At 72.8% G+C, this 23,377-nt stretch carries 25 protein-coding genes; 6 read left to right on the top strand and 19 right to left on the bottom strand.

Annotated elements, in window-relative coordinates; translation table 11 throughout:
* Positions 1–163: 163 nt before the first annotated feature.
* On the bottom strand, positions 164–439 hold the full coding sequence (locus tag FBZ33_RS10490) for a ubiquitin-like small modifier protein 1 (protein ID WP_088947505.1): 276 nt from the start codon (positions 437–439) through the stop codon (positions 164–166).
* Between the two features lies 1 nt (position 440).
* The gene (locus FBZ33_RS10485) at positions 441–1,526 is read right to left on the bottom strand and encodes an exo-alpha-sialidase (RefSeq protein ID WP_141908874.1); all 1,086 of its coding nucleotides are present in this window, start codon (positions 1,524–1,526) and stop codon (positions 441–443) included.
* A gap of 193 nt (positions 1,527–1,719) precedes the next feature.
* Here FBZ33_RS10485 and FBZ33_RS10480 point away from each other — a divergent pair, with 193 nt between their 5' ends.
* Together FBZ33_RS10480 and FBZ33_RS10475 are read left to right on the top strand one after the other, a co-directional pair.
* On the top strand, positions 1,720–1,932 hold the full coding sequence (locus FBZ33_RS10480; RefSeq protein ID WP_141908873.1) for a type II toxin-antitoxin system HicB family antitoxin: 213 nt from the start codon (positions 1,720–1,722) through the stop codon (positions 1,930–1,932).
* On the top strand, positions 1,929–2,153 hold the full coding sequence (locus tag FBZ33_RS10475) for a type II toxin-antitoxin system HicA family toxin (RefSeq protein WP_141908872.1): 225 nt from the start codon (positions 1,929–1,931) through the stop codon (positions 2,151–2,153). Before FBZ33_RS10480 ends, FBZ33_RS10475 begins: the two co-directional genes overlap by 4 nt.
* Positions 2,154–2,160: 7 nt before the next feature.
* Here FBZ33_RS10475 and FBZ33_RS10470 read toward each other — a convergent pair whose 3' ends face one another.
* The gene (locus tag FBZ33_RS10470) at positions 2,161–2,742 is read right to left on the bottom strand and encodes a DNA-3-methyladenine glycosylase (RefSeq protein WP_185755266.1); all 582 of its coding nucleotides are present in this window, start codon (positions 2,740–2,742) and stop codon (positions 2,161–2,163) included.
* A gap of 143 nt (positions 2,743–2,885) precedes the next feature.
* Here FBZ33_RS10470 and FBZ33_RS10465 point away from each other — a divergent pair, with 143 nt between their 5' ends.
* Positions 2,886–3,311 carry a DNA-binding protein gene (locus tag FBZ33_RS10465; RefSeq protein ID WP_141908870.1) on the top strand — a complete coding sequence of 142 codons (426 nt, stop codon included), beginning with the start codon at positions 2,886–2,888 and terminating at the stop codon, positions 3,309–3,311.
* A gap of 81 nt (positions 3,312–3,392) precedes the next feature.
* Positions 3,393–3,746, top strand: a complete 354-nt coding sequence (locus FBZ33_RS10460) for an MmcQ/YjbR family DNA-binding protein (RefSeq protein WP_099852299.1) — start codon at positions 3,393–3,395, stop codon at positions 3,744–3,746.
* Positions 3,747–3,789: 43 nt separating this feature from the next.
* Here FBZ33_RS10460 and argH read toward each other — a convergent pair whose 3' ends face one another.
* The 8 genes from argH to argC form a co-directional block, all read right to left on the bottom strand.
* Positions 3,790–5,253: an argininosuccinate lyase gene (gene argH / locus FBZ33_RS10455; RefSeq protein WP_088951635.1), complete on the bottom strand. Its 1,464-nt coding sequence runs from the start codon at positions 5,251–5,253 to the stop codon at positions 3,790–3,792.
* 76 nt (positions 5,254–5,329) lie between these two features.
* A complete protein-coding gene (locus tag FBZ33_RS10450; protein WP_141908869.1) occupies positions 5,330–6,541 on the bottom strand; it encodes an argininosuccinate synthase in 1,212 nt (403 codons plus the stop codon).
* A complete protein-coding gene (locus FBZ33_RS10445; protein ID WP_088947500.1) occupies positions 6,538–7,053 on the bottom strand; it encodes an arginine repressor in 516 nt (171 codons plus the stop codon). The genes FBZ33_RS10450 and FBZ33_RS10445 overlap by 4 nt, the downstream gene beginning before the upstream one ends.
* Positions 7,050–7,988: an ornithine carbamoyltransferase gene (gene argF, locus FBZ33_RS10440; RefSeq protein WP_141908868.1), complete on the bottom strand. Its 939-nt coding sequence runs from the start codon at positions 7,986–7,988 to the stop codon at positions 7,050–7,052. Before argF ends, FBZ33_RS10445 begins: the two co-directional genes overlap by 4 nt.
* Positions 7,985–9,214 carry an acetylornithine transaminase gene (locus FBZ33_RS10435; RefSeq protein WP_141908867.1) on the bottom strand — a complete coding sequence of 410 codons (1,230 nt, stop codon included), beginning with the start codon at positions 9,212–9,214 and terminating at the stop codon, positions 7,985–7,987. Before FBZ33_RS10435 ends, argF begins: the two co-directional genes overlap by 4 nt.
* A complete protein-coding gene (argB, locus tag FBZ33_RS10430; protein WP_141908866.1) occupies positions 9,211–10,116 on the bottom strand; it encodes an acetylglutamate kinase in 906 nt (301 codons plus the stop codon). Before argB ends, FBZ33_RS10435 begins: the two co-directional genes overlap by 4 nt.
* Entirely contained in the window at positions 10,113–11,285 is a 1,173-nt protein-coding gene (gene argJ, locus FBZ33_RS10425; protein ID WP_141908865.1) for a bifunctional glutamate N-acetyltransferase/amino-acid acetyltransferase ArgJ, read from the bottom strand. Before argJ ends, argB begins: the two co-directional genes overlap by 4 nt.
* Positions 11,282–12,283 carry an N-acetyl-gamma-glutamyl-phosphate reductase gene (gene argC, locus FBZ33_RS10420; RefSeq protein ID WP_141908864.1) on the bottom strand — a complete coding sequence of 334 codons (1,002 nt, stop codon included), beginning with the start codon at positions 12,281–12,283 and terminating at the stop codon, positions 11,282–11,284. The genes argJ and argC overlap by 4 nt, the downstream gene beginning before the upstream one ends.
* 224 nt (positions 12,284–12,507) lie before the next feature.
* Here argC and FBZ33_RS10415 point away from each other — a divergent pair, with 224 nt between their 5' ends.
* On the top strand, positions 12,508–14,340 hold the full coding sequence (locus tag FBZ33_RS10415; protein WP_141908863.1) for a BTAD domain-containing putative transcriptional regulator: 1,833 nt from the start codon (positions 12,508–12,510) through the stop codon (positions 14,338–14,340).
* Here the strand turns inward: FBZ33_RS10415 and FBZ33_RS10410 are convergent.
* From FBZ33_RS10410 to FBZ33_RS10400, 3 genes are read right to left on the bottom strand one after another with little or no spacing between them, the layout of a single operon-like run.
* Positions 14,310–16,154 carry an ABC transporter ATP-binding protein gene (locus FBZ33_RS10410; RefSeq protein ID WP_141908862.1) on the bottom strand — a complete coding sequence of 615 codons (1,845 nt, stop codon included), beginning with the start codon at positions 16,152–16,154 and terminating at the stop codon, positions 14,310–14,312. The genes FBZ33_RS10415 and FBZ33_RS10410 overlap by 31 nt on opposite strands.
* Positions 16,151–16,690, bottom strand: coding sequence for a hypothetical protein (locus FBZ33_RS10405; RefSeq protein WP_141908861.1), 540 nt, complete (start codon positions 16,688–16,690; stop codon positions 16,151–16,153). The genes FBZ33_RS10410 and FBZ33_RS10405 overlap by 4 nt, the downstream gene beginning before the upstream one ends.
* Positions 16,691–16,726: 36 nt before the next feature.
* Positions 16,727–17,281: a MauE/DoxX family redox-associated membrane protein gene (locus FBZ33_RS10400; protein WP_141908860.1), complete on the bottom strand. Its 555-nt coding sequence runs from the start codon at positions 17,279–17,281 to the stop codon at positions 16,727–16,729.
* Between the two features lie 156 nt (positions 17,282–17,437).
* Here FBZ33_RS10400 and FBZ33_RS10395 point away from each other — a divergent pair, with 156 nt between their 5' ends.
* Positions 17,438–17,653: a hypothetical protein gene (locus tag FBZ33_RS10395; protein WP_088947490.1), complete on the top strand. Its 216-nt coding sequence runs from the start codon at positions 17,438–17,440 to the stop codon at positions 17,651–17,653.
* Between the two features lie 69 nt (positions 17,654–17,722).
* On the opposite strand, the gene FBZ33_RS10390 is transcribed toward FBZ33_RS10395, so the two are convergent.
* The 5 genes from FBZ33_RS10390 to rplT form a co-directional block, all read right to left on the bottom strand.
* On the bottom strand, positions 17,723–18,190 hold the full coding sequence (locus FBZ33_RS10390) for a S26 family signal peptidase (RefSeq protein WP_141908859.1): 468 nt from the start codon (positions 18,188–18,190) through the stop codon (positions 17,723–17,725).
* A gap of 9 nt (positions 18,191–18,199) precedes the next feature.
* The gene (gene pheT, locus FBZ33_RS10385; RefSeq protein WP_141908858.1) at positions 18,200–20,746 is read right to left on the bottom strand and encodes a phenylalanine--tRNA ligase subunit beta; all 2,547 of its coding nucleotides are present in this window, start codon (positions 20,744–20,746) and stop codon (positions 18,200–18,202) included.
* Positions 20,747–20,786: 40 nt separating this feature from the next.
* Positions 20,787–21,866 carry a phenylalanine--tRNA ligase subunit alpha gene (gene pheS, locus FBZ33_RS10380; RefSeq protein ID WP_141908857.1) on the bottom strand — a complete coding sequence of 360 codons (1,080 nt, stop codon included), beginning with the start codon at positions 21,864–21,866 and terminating at the stop codon, positions 20,787–20,789.
* A 220-nt stretch (positions 21,867–22,086) separates the two neighbouring features.
* A complete protein-coding gene (locus tag FBZ33_RS10375) occupies positions 22,087–22,884 on the bottom strand; it encodes an RNA methyltransferase (protein ID WP_088947487.1) in 798 nt (265 codons plus the stop codon).
* An 83-nt stretch (positions 22,885–22,967) separates the two neighbouring features.
* Positions 22,968–23,360, bottom strand: coding sequence for a 50S ribosomal protein L20 (rplT, locus tag FBZ33_RS10370; RefSeq protein ID WP_088947486.1), 393 nt, complete (start codon positions 23,358–23,360; stop codon positions 22,968–22,970).
* Positions 23,361–23,377: the final 17 nt, after the last annotated feature.

The raw sequence follows: 23,377 nt of genomic DNA, 5'->3' as shown, positions 1-23,377 counted from the left end.
CGGCACGTCTCGGGGTGGCGCGGGTCACCTCCAACAGCGGACAGACGGGACCGAACTGGGCTTCGCCGCTGGGCTCAACCCGGCCGTGACGTCGCTGGCGGCGGCCTGCTGGTGGTCAGGTCTCGCGGGCATCGACCGCCCGCGACCTCAGCCGCCCGCGACCTCAGCCGCCCGCCACCGACGGCAACACCTGCACCTCGGCCTCGTCGCCGACCGGGGTGGCCAGACCGCCGGAGTGCCGGCAATCCTCACCGTCGACGAAAACGTTGACGTAACGGCGCAGCTCGCCGCGCTCGTCACGGATGCGCCGGGACAGCCGCGGATGATGGGCGGCCACCTCGTCGAGGACCGCCCGCAGCGTCCCGGCGGCGGTGACGCTCAGTCGACTGGCACCACCGGCCTCGCCGCGCAGCGGGCCGGGCAGCAGCACGGTGACCATCTCAGACCGCCGCGGCGCGAACGCAGAGCACGTCGGGCAGGTGCGCGGCCACCAGGGACCAGGAGTCACCCTCGTCGCGGCTGGCGTAGACCTCGCCGGAGCGGGTGCCGAAGTAGACCCCACCCGGGGTGGCCTCGTCGGCGCACATCGCGTCGCGCAGCACCGCCGGATAGAACGGCCCCTCGGGCAGCCCCACCGACAGCGGCTCCCACTTGCCGCCCGCGTCTGCGGAACGGAACACCCGGCAGCGGTGGTCGGTGGGGAACCGCTCGCTGTCGGCCACCAACGGGAAGGTCCACACCATGCCGCCCCGCCCCGGGTGGGCCACCATCGGGAAGCCGAAGTCGCTGGGCAGCCCGTCGGCGATCGAGGACCAGGTGCGGCCGTCGTCGTCGGAGCGGTAGACACCATGGTGGTTCTGCGCGTAGAGCCGCTCGGGGTTGCCGGCGTCCCGGGCGACCTTGTGCACGCACTGGCCGAACTCCGGCCACTCGTCGGGCATGAAGTAGGCACGGATGCCGGTGTTGCCCGGGGCCCAGCTCGCCCCGGCGTCCTCCGAGCGGTAGACCCCGCCGGTGGACATCGCGACCAGCAGCCGGGCCGGGTCACGCGGATGGGGCAGCACGGTGTGCACGGCCTGCCCGCCGAAGCCGGCCTCCCACTGGGGGCGGTGCGGGTGGTCCCAGAGGGAGCGGACCAGCTCGAAGCTGCGGCCACCATCGGTGGACCGGAACAGCGCGGACGGCTCGGTGCCGGCCCAGACCACATCCGGCTGGTCGGGACCGGCCGGCATCAGCTGCCAGACCCGCCCGAGGGAGACGCCGGTGTCGGCCGGGAACGCGACCGGCGCCTCGTCGGGCTCGTCCCAGGAGGCGCCGAGGTCGTCGCTGGTGGCGACGCTGGGCCCGAAGTGCGAGCTGGTCACCCCGGCGAGCAGGCGCGGGATGGAGCGACGGGTGTCGACCGCGACCGAATAGACACCGGTCATCGGGAAGTGTGGGCCGGTGATCTCCCAACTGCGCCGGTCGTCGGTGCTGGTGGCGAGAAACAATCCCTTGGCCGTGCCGATCGCGAGCAGTGTTGCCATGACGTCCTCCGAACCGTCGGTGAGCAGGTGCGGTGATTATGGCCACACCCCCCGACACGTTCGTGGGACACACGCCCGTCAGCAGCGCAACGCGTTACGCCTGGTCCACTCGTGGAACGAGGACTTCGCCCTCCCTCTTTGGAACGCAACGAACTCGTAGAATGACTGATCTCGCCTGCTCAAGGAGGCCTCGATGGTTCGGACGTTCACCGCAGCGGTGCACGAGGAAGAGGACTGGTACGTCGCGCGGTGCCTGGAACTGGACGTGGCCAGTCAGGGCGAAACGCTCGACGCTGCTCTGAGCAATCTGCGGGAGGCAGTCGAGGCGTACCTCGAGGAGGCTTCCCAGCCGGCCATCGAAGCCACACCCCTGGTGACGTCCTTCCAGGTGGGAAGAGCCGCATGAGCCCAGCACTGGCAGATCTTCCGCTTCGCAAAGTGCTGGCCGGTCTCGCCAAGGCTGGGTTCGATCATGTACGTACCAAGGGGAGTCACGCGGTCTATCGGAACTCTGCCGGAAATGTGGTGGTGGTACCCCAGCACGCCACCATAAAGCGCGGGACCCTGGCTTCGATCCTCCGTCAGGCAGGGTTAACGCCAGCGGAGTTCCTGCACCTGATGGAGTAACCCCGGTCTAATCCTCGACCGCATTTGCAGCTCGTCGGCGGGGAGTGTGCCGCCGGTAGCTGCTCACGGTGGCGTCGCCGGTGATCCAGAAGCGCCACGGCACGTCGTGCGCGGCGGCCACTCCGACTCGCGGACCAGCGGAAATGGCCGATCTCGGGACCGGACGGGCCGGCGGCGTCAACAGCAGCGGCCCCTCACCGTCGAGCATGGACGTGCCGTTGGCCGACGCGGTGACCCCGAGCGCAACCACCAGCCGCGCTGGCCCGCGAGCCAGGTCACGATCGGGCACATTCTCCCCCCGGCGCTTTCGGGCAATGTCGACACCATCGACGACCTCACCCGCTCGCAGCAGGACCGCGGAGGCCTCCCCCTCGGGTGCGCACACAATATTCAGACACCAGTGGACGCCGAAGACGAAGTACGTGTACGCGTACCCAGCCGGACCGAACATGACCTTGGTGCGCGGAGTGGGGCCCCGGTGAGCATGGGAGGCCGGGTCCTCCCCGGTCCCCGCGTACGCCTCAACCTCGGTCAACCTGACCCGCACACCACCGGCGGTGATCTCCCATCCGAGGAGCGTCTGCGCCATCTCAGGCACCTGACCGGCGGGAGCGTGCAGCCACGAGTAGTCCACCTCTCCAGGAAACTCCAGGCAACGGAGATCGGCAAACCCGACCGACAATGTTTGAACATTCTGTTGACAACCGAATGTTGAGGATGTGTGCTGGGGACATGACGACGAACGACCCGTTCACCGCGCCGCACCCGGCCCACGCCCGCGCCCACCGCACCCACGAGGCACTCCAGCGGATCAGCGACCGGCACGCCGGCACCGACGCACAGCGGTCGCGCTGGGCACACCCGTACGTGCTGGACCCGTGGGAGGCGGTCGCCCTGGTCACCGCGCTGGCCGCCGGCGGGGCCGAGCGGGAGCCGACGGAGGAGCCGGTCGACGCCGCCGACCTGACCGCCGCGCTGACCCTGCTGCCGCACGTCCGCGCCGAGCTGGACGCGCTGGAGGCCGGGCTGATGACGCTGGCCCGCGACCGGGGACTGACCTGGCAGGCCATCGCGTACGGGCTGGGGCTGGGCAGCGCACAGGCGGCCCGGCAGCGCTACGAGCGGGTCGCCGCCCGCTCAGCCGAGCAGACCCGCTGACGGCGTGGCGACCCGCCCGGCCGACTGGCATGCCGCACGCCGGCCGGACGGGCAGACTGTGCGCACGACGAGGAGGCACCCATGGAGCGCGCGGACATGCTGGCGTACTGCCTGGCCAAGCCGGGGGCGTGGCTGGACCAGCCGTGGGAGGGCGACGAGGTGGTGAAGGTGGGCGGCCGGATCTTCGCGTTCCTCGGCAACGGTGGCGGCGAGCCGACGGTCGGTATCAAGTGCGGGCCGACCCGGGAGGTCGCCGACGAATGGCTGCACCGGCACCCCGACGACGCCCGGGTGATGGCCTACATCGGTCGGTCCGGGTGGAACACGCTGCGGCTCAACGGCGGGATCGACGCCGACGAGCTGACCGAGGCGGTCGACGCGTCGTACGACATGGTGGTTGCCAAGCTCCCCAAGCGGGAGCGCCCGACGGCCTGAACCGGCCGCGGCGCCGGCGGAACACGCCGACGCCGCGACGAGGTCAGCGCGGAACGACCCGTTCGGTGGCCCACTCCCGCCAGCCGGCCAGCCGGTCCGCCGCGTCGGCGAGCTGGTCGGCGACCGGGCCGGGGCCGGTGGAGCCGGGGGTGGTGCGGGCCGCGAGGGCCGAACGGACCGAGAGCACGTCGCGCACCGACGGGTCGAGGTGCTCGCTGATCGCGGCCAGGTCCTCGTCCGAGACGTCGTTCAGCTCGCACTCGCGGGCCGCGCAGAGCGCCACCAGCCGGCCGGTGATCTCGTGCGCGTCCCGGAACGGCACGTTGCGCCGGACCAGCCAGTCGGCGACCTCGGTCGCGAGGGAGAAGCCGACCGGGGCGGCGGCGACGAGGCGGTCCACCCGGACCGTCATCGTGGAGATCATTCCCGCCAGGGCCGGCAGCAGCAGCTCCAGGGTGTCGACGGCGTCGAAGGCCGGCTCCTTGTCCTCCTGCATGTCCCGGTCGTAGGTCATCGGCAGACCCTTGAGCATGGTGAGCACTGTCACCAGGCCACCGACGAGGCGCCCGGACTTGCCGCGCGCCAGCTCCGCGATGTCCGCGTTCTTCTTCTGCGGCATGATCGACGAGCCGGTGGCGAACGAGTCGTCCAGCTCGACCCAGCCGAACTCGTGCGACGTCCAGAGCACCACCTCCTCGCCGAGCCGGGACAGGTGCACCCCGATCATGGCTGTGGTGAAGAGGAACTCGGCGACGAAGTCCCGGTCGGCGACCGCGTCCATCGAGTTGGCGAACGACGTGCGGAAGCCCAGCTCCTTGGCCACGGCCACCGGGTCCAGCGGCAGGCCGGAGCCCGCCAGCGCGCCCGCGCCGAGCGGGCTGACCGCCGCCCGGTGGTCCCAGTCACGCAGACGCTCCAGGTCACGCAGCAGCGGCTGCACGTGGGCGAGCAACCAGTGCCCGAACGTGACCGGCTGGGCGTGCTGGAGGTGGGTCATGCCGGGCGCTGCGGTGTCGATGTGCCGCTCGGCCTGCTCGACCAGCGCCTCGGCCAGCTCGACGAGGCGGCTGGCCACACCCCGGGCGTGGTCCCGCAGGTAGAGCCGCAGGTCCGTGGCGACCTGGTCGTTGCGGGACCGGCCGGCGCGCAGCTTGCCGCCGAGGCTGCCGAGGCGCTCCAGCAGGCCGCGCTCCAGCGCGGTGTGCACGTCCTCGTCCTCGATGGTGGGGCGGAACGCCCCGGAGGCACAGGCGGCCTCCAGGTCGTCCAACGCGGCCAGCATGCGGCCCAGCTCCTCCGGGTCGAGCAGGCCGGCGCCGGCCAGGACCCGGGCGTGCGCCCGGGAACCAGCGATGTCGTACGGGGCCAGGCGCCAGTCGAACTGCACGCTCACCGACAGTCGGGCGAGCGCCTCGGCGGGGCCGCCAGCGAACCGGCCACCCCACAGGCTCGTCCGGTTGGTGGCGGCACTGTTCTCGGTCAGGCTCTTGTCGTCCACGTCGCCCATCATTGCCCTGCCTGCCTTTCGCTCGCGACTGCGGGGCTCACTCGCTGCGCTCTCTCACTCCGCGCGCTCGCACGTGTCACTGTCCGCCACCGCCCAGCCGGGCGTCCCGAGCGGCGGCCATCCGACTCGGCAGGCCCCACAACTGCACGAAGCCCTTGGCCAGGGACTGGTCGAAGGTGTCGCCGGTGTCGTAGGTGGCCATCCCGAAGTCGTAGAGGCTCGCCTCGGAGCGCCGACCCGTCACTGTGGCCCGGCCGCCGTGCAGGGTCATCCGCACCTCACCGCTCACGTGCCGCTGCGCGTCGTCGATGAACGCGTCCAGCGAGTCCTTCAGCGGCGAGAACCACAGGCCGTCGTAGACCAGCTCGCCCCAGCGCTGGTCGACGCTCCGCTTGAACCGGGCCAGGTCGCGTTCCACGGTCACCGCCTCCAGCTCCTGGTGGGCGGTGATCAGCGCGATCGCGCCGGGTGCCTCGTACACCTCGCGGCTCTTGATTCCGACCAGGCGGTCCTCGACCATGTCGAGCCGGCCGACGCCCTGGGCGCCGGCACGCCGGTTCAGCTCCAGGATCGCCTGGTACGGAGTGACCGTCTCACCGTCGATCGCCACCGGCACCCCGCCGTCGAAGGTGATCGCGACCTCGTCGGCGTCGCGGTCCGACGCCGGGTCGGCAGTGTACGAGTAGAGGTCCTCGACGGGCGCGTTCCAGATGTCCTCCAGGAACCCGGTCTCCACCGCCCGACCCCACAGGTTCTGGTCGATGGAGTAGGGGGACTTGGCCGACACGTCGATCGGCAGCCCCTTCTCCTCGGCGAAGGCGATCGCCTTGTCCCGGGTCCAGGCGAAGTCCCGGGCCGGCGCGATGATCTTCAGGTCGGGGGCGAGCGCGTTCAGGCCCACCTCGAACCGGACCTGGTCGTTGCCCTTGCCGGTGCAGCCGTGCGAGACGATCGTGCCGCCGTGCTTGCGCGCCGCCGCCACCAGGTGCTTCACGATCAGCGGCCGGGACAGTGCCGACACCAGCGGGTAGCGGTCCATGTAGAGGGCGTTGGCTCGGATGGCCGGCAGGCAGTAGTCGGCGGCGAACTCGTCGCGCGCGTCGACCACCTCCGACTCGGCGGCGCCGCAGTCCAGGGCACGCTGCCGGATCGCGTCGAGGTCCTCGCCGCCCTGACCGACGTCGACCGCGACCGCGATCACCTCGGCACCGGTCTGCTCGGCCAGGTACGGAATGGCGACGGAGGTGTCCAACCCTCCGGAGTACGCGAGCACGACCCGCTCGGTCATGATGCGGTGTTCCCTTCGGCGTTGTCTTCCCGTCGGGCCCAGCCGGCGAGCTTCTCGCCGAGCGCGGCCCCACCGACGGCCTCGCGGGCCACGACGAGGATGGTGTCGTCGCCGGCGATGGTGCCGACGATCTCGGGCAGGCCCGCTCGGTCCAACGCGCTGGCCAGGTACTGGGCTGCGCCCGGCGGCGTACGCAGCACGGCGATGTTGCCGCTGGAGTCGACGCCGTTGAGCAGCTCGTGCAGCAGCCGCATCAGCCGGGCCGGCGCGGCCTCGGCGTCGCGCAACGGCCGTTTGCCGTCCTCGGGGATCAGGTAGACGGCCGGGCCGTCGCCGCCACGCACCTTGACCGCGCCCAACTCCTCCAGGTCGCGCGAGAGGGTGGCCTGGGTGACGCCGACGCCGTCGGAGGCGAGCAGGTCGGCCAGCTCGGTCTGCGACCGGATCGCCTTGTCGCGGATCAGCTCCACGATCCGGGCGTGCCGGGCCGCGCGGGTCAACGGTGCGGTCATCGGGACTCCCCCGTCGCGGTGTCCAGCAGGAAGGTGAGCAGCGCCTTCTGCACGTGCAGGCGGTTCTCCGCCTGGTCGAAGACCGCGCTCTGCGGGCCGTCGAGCACCTCGTCGGTGATCTCCTCACCGCGGTGCGCCGGCAGGCAGTGCAGCACGATCGCGTCCGGTGCGGCCTGGCCGAGCAGCTCCTTGTTGACCTGGTACGGCAGGAACGGCGTGATCCGGTCCAGCCCGTCGGACTCCTGCCCCATCGAGGTCCAGGTGTCGGTGGCGAGCACGTCGGCGTCGCGTACCGCCTGGGCCGGGTCGGTCAGCACCCGCACCGACCCGCCGGTCTCGGCGGCGATCCGGGCCGCCGCGTCCACCACGCCCGGGTCGGGCTCGAACCCGGCCGGCCCGGCGACCCGGACGTGCATGCCGGCCATCGCCCCGGCCAGCAGGTACGACTGCGCCATGTTGTTCGCGCTGTCCCCCACGTAGGTAAGGGTGCGACCGGCCGTGCCGCCACACCGCTCCCGGATGGTGAGCAGGTCGGCCAGCAGTTGGCACGGGTGGAAGCCGTCGGTGAGCGCGTTGACAACCGGCACGCTGGCGCCCGCCGCGACCTCGGCGATCCGGTCGTCGCCGTGGGTGCGCAGCACGATCGCCGCGACGTAGCGGGACAGCACCCGCCCCGCGTCGGCGAGGGCCTCGCCCCGGCCGAAGTGGGTGACCTGCGTGTCCACGACCAGCGGGTGCCCACCCAGTTCGGCGATGCCGGCGTCGAACGAGGTCCTGGTCCGCAGGCTCTGCTTGTCGAAGAGCACCGCCACCGAGCGGGGGCCGACCAGCGGCCGGTGGCCGAACCGGTCCGCCTTCATCCGCGCCGCCAGGTCGAGGACCGTGGACTGCTCGGCGGGCGAGAGGTCGTCGTCGCGCAGGAAGTGCCGGGTCATCGAGTCGTCCCCGTCGTGGTGGTCAGCGTGGAGGGTTCGTCCGCCGTGCCGGCGGCCGCCGGAGTCGTCGCGTCCAGTGCGGCGGGCAGCGCGGCGAGGAAGGTGTCCACCTGCGCGGCGGTGAGGATCAGTGGCGGGGCCAACCGGAGCACTGTCGGCTGCACCGGGTTGACCAGGAAGCCGGCCTCCCGCAGGGCCTCGGCCAGCACCGCCGCCACCGGCGCGGTGAGCGCCACACCGAGCAGCAGCCCCTCGCCGCGTATGCCTGCGATCAGCGGGTGGCCCAGCGACTCGATGCCGCGGCGCAGCCGCTCGCCGACCCGCTTGACGTTGTCGAGGAGGCCCTCGTTGGCGATGGTCGCCACCACGGCGAGCGCCGCCGCGCAGCTGACCGGGTTGCCGCCGAAGGTGGTGCCGTGCGAACCGGGGGTGAGCAGGTCGGCGGCCGGGCCGAAGGCCAGCGTGGCACCGATGGGCAGACCGCCGCCCAGACCCTTGGCCAGGGTGACCACGTCCGGCTCCACGCCCTCGGCCTGATGCCTGAACCAGTGCCCGGTGCGGCCCATGCCGGTCTGCACCTCGTCGAGGACCAGCAACGCGCCGTGCCGCGCGGTGATCCGCCGGGCCGCGGCCAGGTAGCCGGCCGGCGGGACGACCACACCGTTCTCACCCTGGATCGGCTCCAGGATCAGCATCGCGGTGGCGTCGGAGACGGCCGCCTCCAGGGCGGCGACGTCGCCGTAGTCGACGTGGGTCACCTCGCCGGGCAGCGGCCGGAACGGATCGGCCTTGGCCGGCTGACCGGTCAGCGCGAGCGCGCCCATCGTGCGGCCGTGGAAGCCGCCCCCGGTGGCCACCACGTGCGTGCGGCCGGTACGCCGGGAGAGCTTGAACGCCGCCTCGTTCGCCTCCGCGCCCGAGTTGGAGAAGAAGACCCGGCCGGGCCGGCCGGCGAGCGCCAACAGCAACTCGGCCAGGGCCACCGGCGGCTCCGCGACGAAGAGGTTGGAAACGTGCCCGAGGGTCGCGACCTGCTTCGACACCGCCGCCACCACGGCCGGGTGGGCGTGACCGAGGGCGTTCACCGCGATGCCACCGACCAGGTCGAGGTATTCGCGGCCGGCGTCGTCGACCACCACGGCACCGGCACCGGAGACCAGCGCCAGCGGCGGCGTGCCGTAGTTGTCCATCATGGACTGCTTCCAGCGCTGCGCCAACGTGCTCACGACGCGACCATCCCGTCTCCCGGCACCACCATCGTTCCGAACCCTTCCGAGGTGAAAACCTCAAGCAACGTCGAGTGCGCCACCCGACCGTCGACGACGTGCGCGGCCGGCACTCCCCCACGCACCGCGCGCAGGCAGGCCTCCATCTTCGGCACCATCCCCGACTCCAGATTGGGCAGCAGCTTCGCCAGGTCGTCCGCGGCGATCTCGGAGACCAGGCTGGTCGTGTCCGGCCAGTCCGCGTACAGGCCGGCCACGTCGGTGAGCACGACCAGCTTGCGGGCCCGCAACGCGATCGCGAGCGCGGCGGCGGCGGTGTCCGCGTTGAGGTTGTGCAGCACCCCGTCCACGTCCGGCGCCACAGTGGAGATCACCGGGATCCGACCGGCCTCGATCAGGTCGGTCACCGCGGACACGTCGACCGACTCGACGTCACCGACCTGGCCGACGTCGACCGGCAACCCGTCCACGTACGCCGGGCGGCGCACCGCGGTGAACAACCGGGCGTCCTCGCCGGACAGGCCCACGGCGTACGGGCCGTGCGAGTTGATCAGCCCGACCAGCTCGCGGCCGACCTGGCCGACCAGCACCATCCGGACGACGTCCATCGCCTCGGCCGTGGTCACCCGCAGGCCACCCCGGAACTCGCTGGCGATGCCGAGCCGGCCCAGCATGGCGGAGATCTGCGGACCGCCGCCGTGCACCACCACCGGCTTCAGGCCCGCGTAACGCAGAAAGACCATGTCGGCCGCGAACGCCCGCTGCAACTCGGGATCGGTCATCGCGTTGCCGCCGTACTTGACCACGACCGTGGAGCCGGAGAAGCGTGCCAACCAGGGCAGCGCCTCGATCAGCGTCTCCGCCTTGACCTGGGCGCGAGTCAGGTCGCTGCTGAGACTCATGTCGAGTACGCCGAGTTCTCGTGCACGTACGCGTGGGACAGATCGTTGGTCCAGATCGTCGCGGCCGACGTGCCCGCGTGCAGGTCGATCCGGATCGTCACGTCCCGCCCGGTGAGGTCTACCTTCGAGCGGTCCTCGGCGGCGGCGCCGCCCCGGCACACCCACACCCCGTTGACCGCCACGTCCACCTCGTCCGGCTCGAACGCGGCGGCGGTGGTGCCGACGGCAGCGAGGATCCGACCCCAGTTGGGGTCGTTGCCGAACAGCGCGGTCTTGACCAGGTTGTTGCGGGCCACCGAACGGCCCACCTCGACCGCGTCGTCCTCGTCGGCGGCGCCCACCACGTCGATGGCGATCTGCTTGGTCGCCCCCTCTGCGTCGGCCACCAACTGCTGGGCCAGGTCGTGACAGGCCGCGGTGACGGCGGCGGCCAGCTCGGCCGGAGTCGGCTCGATGCCGCTCGCACCGCTGGCCAGCAGCAACACGGTGTCGTTGGTGGACATGCAGCCGTCGGAGTCGACCCGGTCGAAGGTGACCCGGGTCGCCGCGCGCAGTGCCTCGTCCAGCGCAGCCGGCCCGGCCACCGCGTCGGTGGTCAGCACGCACAGCATGGTGGCCATTCCCGGCGCGAGCATCCCGGCGCCCTTGGCCATGCCGCCGACCGTCCAGCCGCTGCCCCGGGCCACTGTGGTCTTCGACCGGGTGTCCGTGGTCATGATCGCCTCGGCGGCGGCCACGCCGCCGTCGCGGGACAACCGTCGGATCGCCGAGCGGACACCGGGCAGCAGTTTCGGCATCGGCAGCCGCTCACCGATCAACCCGGTGGAGCAGACCGCCACCTCACCGGCGCCGAGGATCAACCGTGGGCTGACCGAGGTCAGCGCGGCGGCGGTGTGCTCGGCGGTGGCGTGGGTGTCCTGGAAGCCGGCCGGGCCGGTGCAGGCGTTGGCGCCACCGGAGTTGAGCACCACCGCGCGGACCACACCGCCCTGCACGACCTGCTGGCTCCAGAGCACCGGCGCGGCCTTGACCCGGTTGGTGGTGAAGACACCGGCGACACCGGCGTCCGGGCCGTCGTTGACCACGAGCGCGACGTCCGCGCCACCACTGGTCTTGAGGCCCGCGGCCACTCCGGACGCGCGGAACCCCCGAGGGGTGGTGACACTCATGGGCTGACTCCCCAGATCGACAGGCCCGTCGTCTCCGGCAGGCCGAGCATGAGGTTGGCGTTCTGCACTGCCTGACCGGCCGCGCCCTTGCCCAGGTTGTCCAGCGCGCTCAGCACGATCAACCGGCCCGAGTCGACGTCGACGGTGGCCTGCAGGTGACACGAGTTGGAGCCCAGCGTGGCGGCCGTGTGCGGCCAGCGGCCCTCCGGCAGCACGTGCACGAACGGCGCGTCGGCGTACGCCTGCGCCAGCACCTGCTGCGGGTCGACACCGCGCGCCGGCACCGCGGTGACCGTGGCCAGGATGCCGCGCGGCATCGGCGCCAGGACGGGCGTGAACGACAGGCCGGTCGCGCCGGATGCCTGCTTGATCTCCGGCACATGCTGGTGGGTGCCGACCCGGTACGGCGACAGGTCGCCCAGCACCTCGCTGGCCAGCAGGTGCGGCTTCGCCGCCCGACCCGCGCCGGAGGTGCCGGAGGCGGCCACGACCACCACGTCGGCGGGACTGGCCGCGCCGTCGGCGATCAGCGGCGCGAGCGCCAGGGTGATCGCCGCGGCGTAGCAGCCGGTGTTCGCCACCCGGGTGGAGCCGGCGATCAGCTCCCGCTGACCGGGCAGCTCGGGCAGGCCGTAGGTCCACTGCCCGGCGTGCGTGCCGCCGTAGTACTGCGCCCAGGCGTACGGGTCGGCGAGCCGGTGGTCCGCACCCAGGTCGACGATGCGCACCTCGGCCGGCAGTTGGGCCGCGAGGGCCGCCGACTCACCATGTGGCAGGGCCAGGAAGACCAGGTCCGCGTCGGCCAGGGTCGCCGGGTCGGTCTGGCCGAGCACCAGATCGAGCCCGGTGAGCTGCGGGTGCACCACGTCGACGCGGTGACCGGCCTGGCTGTGCGCGGTGGCGGCGACCAGGTCGAACTCCGGGTGCCCGGCGACCAGGCGCAGCAACTCACCCCCGGCGTAGCCGCTCGCACCGGCGACCGCGACTCGGATCCCCATACTCACCTCCGCATGACTATGCAGAAAAGATTAACAAGGGCGACTCACGGGTGCAAGTTCATGCAGCCCTCTGCATGGCAATGTACCGGTGCCGTCGCCGGGGAAACACCTGAGTCAACGTTCAGCTAAATCGTCTGAGGCGGCATTCAATCGACTAGCATGACTTTCTGACGGTGGTGGGCCGGCCTGCCCGGTCCGCGTGGGGGCACCTGACGGAGGACGCGGTGGGGCTGTCGTTCGAGATCCTCGGTCCGGTCCGGGTGCGTCGCGACGGGCAGACCCTGCGGGTGCCGGCCGGCCGGCCCACAGCCTTTCTGGTCACCCTCCTGCTCCAGGCCGGCCTGGCGGTCCCGGTCGATCGGCTGCGCGAGGAGCTGTGGGGCAGACGACCCCCGGCCTCGGCCGTGGCCAACCTGCGCAGCCACGCCAGCCAGCTACGCCACCTGCTCGACTCCCCCGACGAACTGCCCCGACTGCCCGCCGAGCACGGTGGGTACCTGCTCCGCGTCGAACCGGGTGAACTGGACGCCACCGAGTTCGAACGACTGGCCACCGACGGCCACGCTGCCCGCATCAGCGGCGAACACGAACTGGCCACCACCCTGCTGAGCCGCGCGCTCGCGCTCTGGTCACCGACCGAACCACCCCCGGCGTACGGGCCGGCGACCGCAGCCGCCTTCGACCGGCTGCGGGAGCAGCGCGCCGGCGCCCGGGAGACGTACGCGGCCTGCCGCCTGGACCTGGGCGACCGGGGCACACCGGAACTGCTGACCCTGCTGCGCCAGCACCTCGCGGAGCACCCGCTGCGCGAGCCGGCGTGGGCGCTGCTGATGACCGCGCTGCATCGCGCCGGCGACCATCCCGGCGTGGTGCAGACCTACCAGGCGGCCTGTCGGGCACTCGACGGCGAACTGGGCGTGGCTCCCGGGCCCGAGCTGACCGAGCTGTACCGCTCGGTGCGCCGCCAGGAGCGCCGCACGGCGGTCCCGACCCGGCGGCCCGGCGGCACACCGCCCCGGCATCGCGCCGTCGCGTCGCGGGTGCCGCACGAGCTGCCCTGCCCCGCCGCATCGTTCGTCGGCCGCCGGGCAGAGCTGGCCCGGCTGTGCCAGGCGCTGGTCGACGCCCGGCGGCAACCGGTCACCGTGGCCGTCTACGGCATGGCGGGCACCGGCAAGTCGGCACTGGCGCTGCGTGCCGCAGCGGCGGCGCTGGACGCCTTCCCGGACGGCCAGCTCCACCTCGATCTCGGCGGGTCGGTCGCGGACGCCCCACCGCTGCCGTTGCAGGTCGCCACCCGGATGCTCCGGGCCCTGCACCCGGGCGCCGACGAACCGGAGCCGACCACCGTCGCCGAGGCGCGCGCCCGGGTCCGGTCCCTGCTGTTCGACCGACGGGTGCTGCTGGTGCTCGACAACGCCGCCGACGCCACCCAGGTCGACGGCCTGCTGCCGGTCCGCGGCGGGTGCGCGCTGCTGGTCACCAGCCGCAACCCGGTCACCACCGGCGACGCCCCCGGCCTGCGGCTCGATCCGCTGCCCGCCGCCGACGCGATGGCGATGCTGCGGGCCACCGCCGGTGACCGGACGGTGGACGCGGAGCCGGAGGCGGCCTCGGCGGTGGTCAACCTCTGCGAGCGGCTGCCGCTCGCATTGCGCACCGCGGCCGGTCGGCTGACCGAGGGACCGCACTGGTCGCTGACCCGGTTGGCGCGGTTGCTGCGCGACGAGCGGTACCGGCTCGCCGAGACCGGTCTCGGGCCCCGGCTCAGCGCCAGCTACCACCGGCTCGGGTCGGCCGCGCCGGTCTTCCTGCGGCTCGGCCGAGCCCACCCCGGGCCGGTCACCGCCGAACTGGCCGCCATGCTGAGCGGGGCTCCGCCCGAGGACGCGGCGCGGGCACTGGACCGGCTGGTCGCCGCGCAGCTCGCCGAGCCGGCCGGACCGGGCCGGTTCCACATCGGCGAACTCGTCCGGCTCTACGCCGCCGAACTCGCCGCCACCGAGGCGAGCGGTGACCTGGCCGGTCAGACCGGCGCCGGGGCGTCCTCCCGGTAACCGCGGGCCTGCAGGCCGAACAACCGGGCGTACCGACCTGCGGCGGCGAGCAGCTCCCGGTGGTCACCCCGCTCGACGACCCGACCGTCGGCGAGCACCACGATCGTGTCCGCGTCGCGCACCGCGTTGAGCCGGTGCGAGATGAGCAGACTGGTCCGACCCCGGCGCAGCTCACCCAACCGGCGGTGCAGGTCGTGCTCGGCCTCGGCGTCCAGGCCGGAGCTGGGCTCGTCCAGAATCAGCAGGTCCCGCTCGGCCCGCAGGAACCCCCGGGCAAGCGCCACCCGTTGCCACTGACCGCCGGAGAGCACCACCCCGGCCTGCGGGTCGTCCCGGTCCGGGCCGTCGAAGAAGATCCGGGTCAGCAGGGTGTCGTAGCCGCGGGGCAGCGCGGTCAACGTGTCGTCGATGCCCGCATGCCGGGCGGCGGTTCGCAGCCGCTCCGGGTCCTCGCACGCGCCCAGGTCACCCAACGCGATGTTCTCGGCCGCGCTGAGGTCGTACGGCATGAAGTCCTGGAACACCGCCCCCAGCCGCTCGCGCAGCTCCGCCGGATCGAACTCGCGCAGGTCGACCCCGTCCCACCGGATGCTGCCGCGCTCCGGGTCGTAGAAGCGGCAGAGGAGCTTGACCAGGGTGCTCTTGCCGGCGCCGTTCAGCCCCACCAGAGCCGTCGTGGCCCCTGCGCGCAGGTGCAGGTCCACACCCCGCAGCACCCACGGATGCTGCGGCGAGTAGCGGAACCACACATCGCGCAGCTCGATGCCCTCGGTCAACGGTGGTACCGGCCGGGGGGTGGCCGGCACCGGCAGGTCCGTCTCGACGTGCGCCACCTGGTCGTAGTGCTCGAAGAGCAGCAGCGCCTGGTGGATCGCGCCGAGCTGGACGACCAGGCTGCCCAGCGCACCCTGCACCCCCGGGATCGCGGCCAGGAAGATCACCACGTCGCCGGGGCTGAGCCCGCCCGCGCGGGCGACCGAGACGGTGTAGACCACCCCGATGCCCGCCACCGTCGCACCGAGCAGGCCGAGCACCGCCTGGGCGCGCACCTCTCGGCGGTCCAGTTTCTGCTCCACCCGGTGCAGGTCGTGCAGCTCGTCGAGCATCCGGTCGCCGAAAAACCGGCCCAGACCGAACAGGCGCACCTCCTTGGCCGCCGGCACACCCACCAGCAACTGGGCGAAGAACAGGTCCCGCCGTTGGAAGTGCTCCATCCGCAGCACCATTGCCGCGCGGGCCCGGTTGAGCCGTAGCTGCATCCAGAGGGTGGGCAGCGCGGCGAGCAGCACCAACGCCCCGATCAGCGGGTTGAGCATCAACAGGACGCCGAGGAACCCCGTCATCGCCAGTGCGCTCTGCACCGCGCCGAACGTGTTGCCGGTCAGCTGGGTGGGACCGAGGTGACCGGTCTGCTGGGCGGCCTGCAACCGGTCCTGGAACTCCGGATCCTCCAACCGCACCAGCCCGACGAGCCGCTGCACCGCGTCGTACAGGCGGCGGCGCACCAGCCGCGACACCGCCCGCGACCGCTGCGCCGCCACGTAGGTGCGCAGGTGCGGCAGGACCGTGCCGAGCGCGGCGGCCATGGCGAGGCCGGCGGCGAGCGCGGTCAGCGGCACGCCGGCCGAGCCGCCACCGGTGAGCCGGTCCAGCACGAGCTTGGTGAGCGCCGCCACGAGGACCGGGGTCAAACCGGCCAGCACGGCGAGCAGCAGGTCCGTCGTAGTGCCCCCCGGGGCGGCCCGCCAGGTCAGCCCCAGTGCCGACCGGGCGTGCCGGGCAGCCCGCCGCGGTGCCAGCCGGGGGCCGCTCACCGCGCCACCGGCAGGTCCAACCGGGCGATGCCGAACGCCGTCGACGCCACGATGCCGCGCTCGTCGAGCAAACCGAACGCCGGGAACCCCTTGACCCCGAACGCCAGCGGAAGCGCGCCGGTGCCCGGCTCCACGAAGACGGTCGCCAGGCCGGTGAACCGCTCCGCGTACGGCTGGGTCTCCGGACCCTTCCCGACCACCACGATCCAGACGTGCTCCGCGCCGCCGGGCATCGTCCTTGCCCGGTCGACGAGCACCGGCAACTGCTCCTCGCAGTGCTCACAGCTCGGCGAGAGGAACGCCACCAGGGTCATCGGCGGCAGATCGGCGCGCGCGAGCACGCGACCGTCCATAGTGGTCGACACGAAGTCACCGGGGATCGAACCCACCTCCAACATCACCGCCGGTGGTTGGCCCTGCTGGTCGCTGAGCAGGTCGGAGTGCTCACGCAGCCGACGGACCACACCGAGCAGCAGGACCAGGTTGAGCAGGCCGAGAGCGGCGACGAGGACGACGGCGACGGTCAACAGCGCCATGAGGGCTCCTTCGGGGTGCGGGGATACGAACCGGGGTCAGTGCCGACCGGCCGGACGGGACTGCCGCGGCGACGTGGGGGCGAACAGGGCGACCAGGTCGTCGAGCCGGACCACCACTGCGGCGAGGGGAACCGCCACACCGACGGCGACCAGGGCGGCCGACGCGGACGGCGGCGGCCCGGTGGCGCTGGCCCAGCCGAACAGGCCGAGCAGCGCCACTGCGGCGAGGGCGAGGTTGCGCCCGACGTGCCGGGGCCCGACCGGCGCGTCGGCGGCGCCGAAGCAGCGGCAGGCCGGCCGGGCACCCCGACGCAACGCCCCGACGATCGCGGCGGTGAGCACACCGAGCAGCCCGACGGCGAGCACCAGCCCGACGGGCACGGTCCGGGGGACGGCGAGCAGCACCACGACGGCGGCCTCGGCGACCACCGCGACGCGGGCAGCGGGCACGGTCCAGCGGTCGGGCACGCCGAACTGGCCGACCGACCCGACGAAGGCGGCGAAACCCGCCCGGGTCCGCAGCTTGCCGACGACCGCGGCGAGGAACACCAGGGCCAGCAGCAGCCGTGCGGTCAGTTCCAGGGCTCGCATCCGTACGCACCTCCCATTGCCGGGAGGCCCACGCTAGAAGTGGCGGATACATCGCGGATACATCGACTGTTGCCGACCTCCGGCTCGGCTGTACCGGCGGTGTACCGACCCGCCGTAGCGTCCCGGCAACGATCCGTATCGAGGGGAGGTGAACGGATGTTCCGTCGACTGGAGAACCTGGGCGAGCGGATGCTCGGCGTGTTCGTACCCAAGGTGACGGCAGCCGCCGGCTGTCCGCCGGACCCGTACTGCGCGCTCTGTGGGACGTGCTACTTCAAGCGGTGCAGCACGAACCTGGCCTGCAAGACAACCTGCGGAAGCTGCGGTTACTACTGCAGCGCGGGCGCGAGCACGATGAGCGCTCTCTGCTGAGGCGCTGACGGCGTGCCACCCGGACCGGGCCGGGTGGCACGCCGTTCCGCATGCCACCCGCGCCGACGGTCAGTCCGCGCGCGGTCGCGGCCGGACCACCACGCCGAGCACGTCCGGCTCCGGAATGTAGCCGCACTCACGGGAGTCGTAGCTCTGCGACGGGTTGTCGCCGAGCACCACCAGCCGACCGGCCGGCACGACCTGCTCGCCGCTCTGGCGCAGCAGCGGCACCCGGTCTACCGGCACCGGGTCGCCCGGCACCGCGTACGCCCGCTTGATCAGCAGGCCCGGCGTGCCCGCCGCGTCGGGGCGGGTCGGTCGCCCGGCGGTCATCTCCGCCGGGGCGACCACCACGACCACGTCACCGGGCCGGACCCGGGCCAGCGGCACGCGCCGGGCCAGCACCCGGTCACCGGAGCGCAGCGTCGGCTCCATGCTGCGCCCCACGACCGCGACCAGCAGCAGGTGCCGGCGGGCCCAGATCAGGGCGGCGGTGGCCACCGCGAACACGGCGGCCACCGCGAGCCATCCCAGCACCGGCACCGCTCAGGCGCCGCGCAGGGTGGCGCCGAGGCGCTCCGTCGCGACGGCGACCGCCGCGTCCCGTGCCGCGACCGCCTCCTCGACGGTGAGCGTCCGGTCCGGTGCCCGGAAGGTGAGCTTGTACGCCAACGAGCGGCGACCGTCACCGAGCTGCGCGCCGGAGTACACGTCGAACAGCCGCACGTCCTCCAGCAGCTCACCGGCGCCCGCCTCCAGCGCACGGCGCACCTGCTCCGCCGGCACCGAGTCGTCCACCACCAGGGCCACGTCGATCAGCGCCGGCGGGAAGCCGGACACCGTCGGCGCGGGCGTCACCGGGGTCGGCGGCAGCGTGTCGAGGTCCAGCTCCATCGCGCAGGTGCGTCGGGGCAGCTCCAACGCCGCGACGACCACCGGGTGCAGCTCACCGGCGTGCCCGACGACCGCGCCGTCGACCCGCAGCTCGGCGCAGCGGCCCGGGTGCCACGGCGCGTACTCGGCCGCCCGCACCTCGACCCGCTCGCCGGGAATCCCGGCGGCGTCGAGCACGTCACGGGCCGCCTCGATCGCGTCCGCCCAGCCGGCCGGTCGACCCGCACCCCACCAACCGGCGGGGTCGAGGTCGCCGGCGAGCACCACCGCGACGTGCACCGGCTGCGCCGGCACCACCGCGTCGGCGGCCGCGAACTCCGCGTCGGTGGGACGTCGGTCCACGCCCATCGCCGGCGGGCTGCCGGCACCGACGCGCGGGTGGAAGACCGCGCCGATCTCGTAGAGGGCGAGGTCGCGGTGGCCTCGACCGAGGTTGCGCTTGAGGATGCCGAGCAGCGGGCCGAGCAGCGTGGTGCGCAGCAGCGGCTCCTCCTCGGACAACGGGTTGGCCAGCCGCACCGCGGGGCGACGCGGGTCGTCGGCCGCCAGGCCGAGCTGGTCGGCCAGCTCCGGCGACACGAAGGGGTGCGCGAGCACCTCCACGTACCCCCGCTCAGCGAGGGACCCGGCGACCGCCCGGCGCCGACGTTGCCGCGGGGTCAGGCCGCGACCGGGAGGCGCGGTCGGCAGCACCGACGGCACCCGGTCGTACCCGTCGAGGCGGACCACCTCCTCGACCAGGTCGGCCGGGTCGGTCAGGTCGGGCCGCCAGGTCGGTGGGGTGACACTCAGCGCCGTCCCGGCGCCGCTGGCCACGCCGACCGCGCCCGGGTCCTCGGACAGCCGGTCCACGCCCTGCGCGACGGTGCAGCCGACCCGCTCCAGCAGGGCGACCACCCGCGCCGGCGGGTACTCCACGCCGACCCGCCGGGTGGGCAGGTCCGCCGGCAGGGTGATCGGGGTACGCGGACGGACGTGGTCGATGTCCAGGACCTCCGCGCCCGGGGTGCCCCCGCCGTGCTCGGTGAGCAGCCGCACGGCACGTTCCAACGCGACTAGGGCCACGGCCGGGTCGACGCCCCGCTCCCAGCGCTTCGCGGCTTCGCTGAACAGCTTGTGCCGGCGGGCCGTACGCCCGACCATCGGCGGGTCCCAGTGCGCCGCCTCGAAGAGCACTGTGGTGGTGTCGGCGACGACCTCGCTGGTCTCACCGCCCATCACCGCGGCGAGCGAGATCGGACCAGTGTCGTCGCAGATGACCATGTCGTCGGCGGTGAGCACCCGGTTGACACCGTCCAGGGTGGTCAGCTTCTCCCCCGCCTCGGCGCGACGGACCACCAGCGGCCCGACGACCCGGTCGGCGTCGAAGGCGTGCATCGGCTGGCCCAGCTCCAACATCACGTAGTTGGTGATGTCCACCGGCAACGAGATGCTGCGGATGCCGGCGGTGACCAGCCGCTGCTGCATCCACGACGGGGTGGGCGCGCTCGGGTCGACGCCCCGGACCAGGCGGGCGGTGAACCGGTCGCAGCCGACAGTGTCGCGGACCTCCACCGGGTACGCGGGTGTCTCGGTGCCGCTCGGCGCGGGCGCCAGGGCCGGGTCGTGCAGCGGCACGTCGAACGCGTGCGACAGCTCCCGGGCCAGACCCCGCAGGCTCAGCGCGTACCCCCGGTCGGGGGTGATCTCCAGATCGAGCACGACGTCGTCGAGGCCGACCACCGGGCGCGCGTCGTCGCCCGGCTTGGCCGTCACGCCCGGCCCCAGCACGATGATGCCGGAGTGGTCGTCGCCGAGGCCCAGCTCCTTCGCCGAGCAGATCATGCCCGCGGAGTTGTGCCCGTACGTCTTGCGGGCGCCGATCGCGAACCCGCCGGGCAGCACACCGCCGGGCAGGATCACGACCACGCGGTCACCGACGGCGAAGTTGCGCGCACCGCAGACGATCTCCTGCGGCTCCCCGGTGCCGTTGGCGTCACCCACGTCGACCCGGCAGAACCGGATCGGCTTCTTGAAGCCGGTGAGCTCCTCGATCTCGCGGACCTCACCGACGACGAGCTGACCGGTGACGGTGGCGGCCAGGTCCACGACGGACTCGACCTCGATGCCGAGGTCGACCAGTGCCTGCTCCAGGTCACCGGTGGGCAGGTCGGCGGGGAGGTCGACGTACTCCCGCAGCCAACTGACAGAAACTCGCATGACTTCAGACCACCGTTCCCGTGTCTCGTACCCGCATCGCCTACGCCCCGGTCCCGAGCGCGCGGCTGAACCGCACGTCGCCCTCGAAGAGGTGGCGGATGTCGCTGACCCCGTGCCGGACCATCAGGGTCCGGTCGATGCCCATGCCGAAGGCGAATCCGGAGTAGACCTCCGGGTCAACGCCGCAGGCGCGCAGCACCCGCGGGTTGACCATGCCGCAGCCGCCCCACTCGACCCACTGCGGGCCGTCGCGGTGCTCCGGGAACCACACGTCGAACTCCGCCGACGGCTCGGTGAACGGGAAGTAGTGCGGCCGCCACCGGGTCTTCGCCTCCGGCCCGAACATCGCCCGGGCGAAGTGGTCGAGCGTGCCCCGCAGGTGCGCCATCGTGATGCCCTTGTCGACGACCAGACCCTCGGCCTGGTGGAACACCGGGCTGTGCGTGGCGTCGATCTCGTCGGTGCGATAGACGCGGCCGGGCACGATCACGTAGATCGGCGGCTTGCGGCTGAGCATGGTGCGGGTCTGCACCGTCGAGGTGTGCGTTCGTAAAACAAGACCCGAGCCCGCTGAGCCGTCGGCGGATGCGATGTGGAACGTGTCCATCAACCCGCGCGCCGGGTGGTCGGCGGGGATGTTCAACGCGTCGAAGTTGACCCACTCCAGGTCGACCTCGGGCCCCTCGGCCACCTCGTAGCCCATCCCGACGAACAGGTCGCTGATCGACTCCATCAGGACGCTCAGCGGGTGTCGGGCGCCCCGGGGACGCCGGTTGAAGGGCAGGGTGACGTCCACCCGCTCCTCGACCAGCACCCGCTGGGCCTGCTCGCGCTCCAGCACCTCGGCGCGGTCGGCGTACGCGGTCTCGATCGCCCGGCGGGCCTCGTTGACCCGCTTGCCGGCGTCGGACTTCGCGGCCGGCGGCAACGCGCCGATCTCGCGGCGGGCCAGCGAGACCGGTGACCGGTCACCGAGATGCACCGAGCGCAGCGCGGTCAACGCGTCCGGGTTGGCGGCGGCCGTGAACGCCTTCGTGGCGTCCGCGACAGCCTCGTCCAGGGCGGCGGGGTCGAGCAGGGCGACCTGCTTCGGGTCGTACGGATCGTTGCGGTAGCTCATGGCGTACGGGCACTCCCTCACGGCGGCGCCAGCCCTCACCGGGGGCGGCTAAGCGAGTCTACGGACGCGCGGCTGTGCCGCAGCCCGCCGGTAGGAGTTGTGCAGGGAGCAGGTCAGGCCCGCCGCCCGCCGACACCGGCGGGCTGGCTAAACGAACGCCGTGGCGCGTTCATGGGCGGATGCTCTCCCCTGCTGTCAGTCGCGCCGGGCACGATCACCCTCAGCGCTGTGCTCTCGCTGAAGCGTACAGGCACACCGCCGCTGCGGCAGCCAGGTTGAGGCTCTCCGCGCGCCCGTACAACGGCACCCGCACCCGGGCGTCGGCGGCGGAAGCCAACTCCTCGGGCAGGCCGTGCGCCTCCGAGCCGAACAGCCAGGCGGTAGGCCCGACGAGCCGACCGTAGTCGGTCATGTCGTCCAGGTCGCTGTCGCCGTATCCCGTGGTGGCGAAGATCGACAGCCCGGCGGCGCGCAGCGCGTCGACCACCTGGGCGGGGTCGGCGGCGCGCACCACATCGAGGTGGAAGAGGCTGCCGGCGGAGGCGCGTACACACTTGCCGTTGTACGGGTCGACGGCCTCGCCGGCGAAGACGACAGCGCCCGCCCCGGCCGCGTCGGCGGTGCGCAGCACCGTGCCGGCGTTGCCCGGGTCACGGATCTCGGCGAGCACCGCGACCAGCCGGGGCGCACCCGCGAGGGCCTGCTCCAGCGACACGTCGAGGTGCCGGCAGACGGCGACCAGCCCCTGCGGGGCGACGGTCTCGGTCAGCGCGGCGAGGGCCTCGTCGGTGACCTCGGAGACCGGCACGTCGGCGCGGGCCGCCGTGGCGGCCAGATCCGGGTGCCGGTCGAGGGCGGCGGTCGTACCGAACAGCTCGGTGACCACCTCCGGCCGCGCGAGGGCCTCGCGGACCGCCTGTGGGCCCTCGGCCAGGAACTGGCCGGTGGCGTCGCGGTCCCGGCGGCGTTGCAACCGCCGGGCGGCGACAACCCTGGGGGTACGCGGGGTGAAAGCCATGGTGTGCGCTCCTCCGGCACGATTGAGGCGCCCCCCGGACGGCGGTGCCGACACGGGAGACGCCTCGTTCTGGTGCGTGGGGATCAGGCGGCCTGAGCCGCCGCGCCGCCGGTGCCCTCGGCCGTGACCGCGGCCCGGGCCAGCTCGACGATCGCCGCGAAAGAGGCGGCGTCGTTGACAGCCATGTCGGCCAGGATCTTGCGGTCGACCTCGATGCCGGCCAGACGCATGCCCTGGATCAGGCGGTTGTAGGTCATCCCGTTGGCCCGGGCGCCCGCGTTGATCCGCTGGATCCACAGCTGCCGGAAGTCGCCCTTGCGGTCACGACGGTCCCGGTAGGCGTACTGCATCGAGTGCAGCACCTGCTCCTTGGCCTTGCGGTACAGCCGGGAGCGCTGACCGCGGTAACCACTCGCGGACTCCAGCAGGGTACGACGCTTCTTCTGGGCGTTTACAGCCCGCTTGACGCGTGCCATCTCAACTCCTTATTACG

This window comes from Micromonospora sp. A202 (assembly GCF_006715105.1).
In the GTDB taxonomy this organism is placed as follows: Bacteria; Actinomycetota; Actinomycetes; order Mycobacteriales; family Micromonosporaceae; genus Micromonospora; species Micromonospora zamorensis.
The sequence above is the reverse complement of the archived record's forward strand: the minus strand, read 5'-3'. Positions and strand labels throughout refer to the sequence as shown.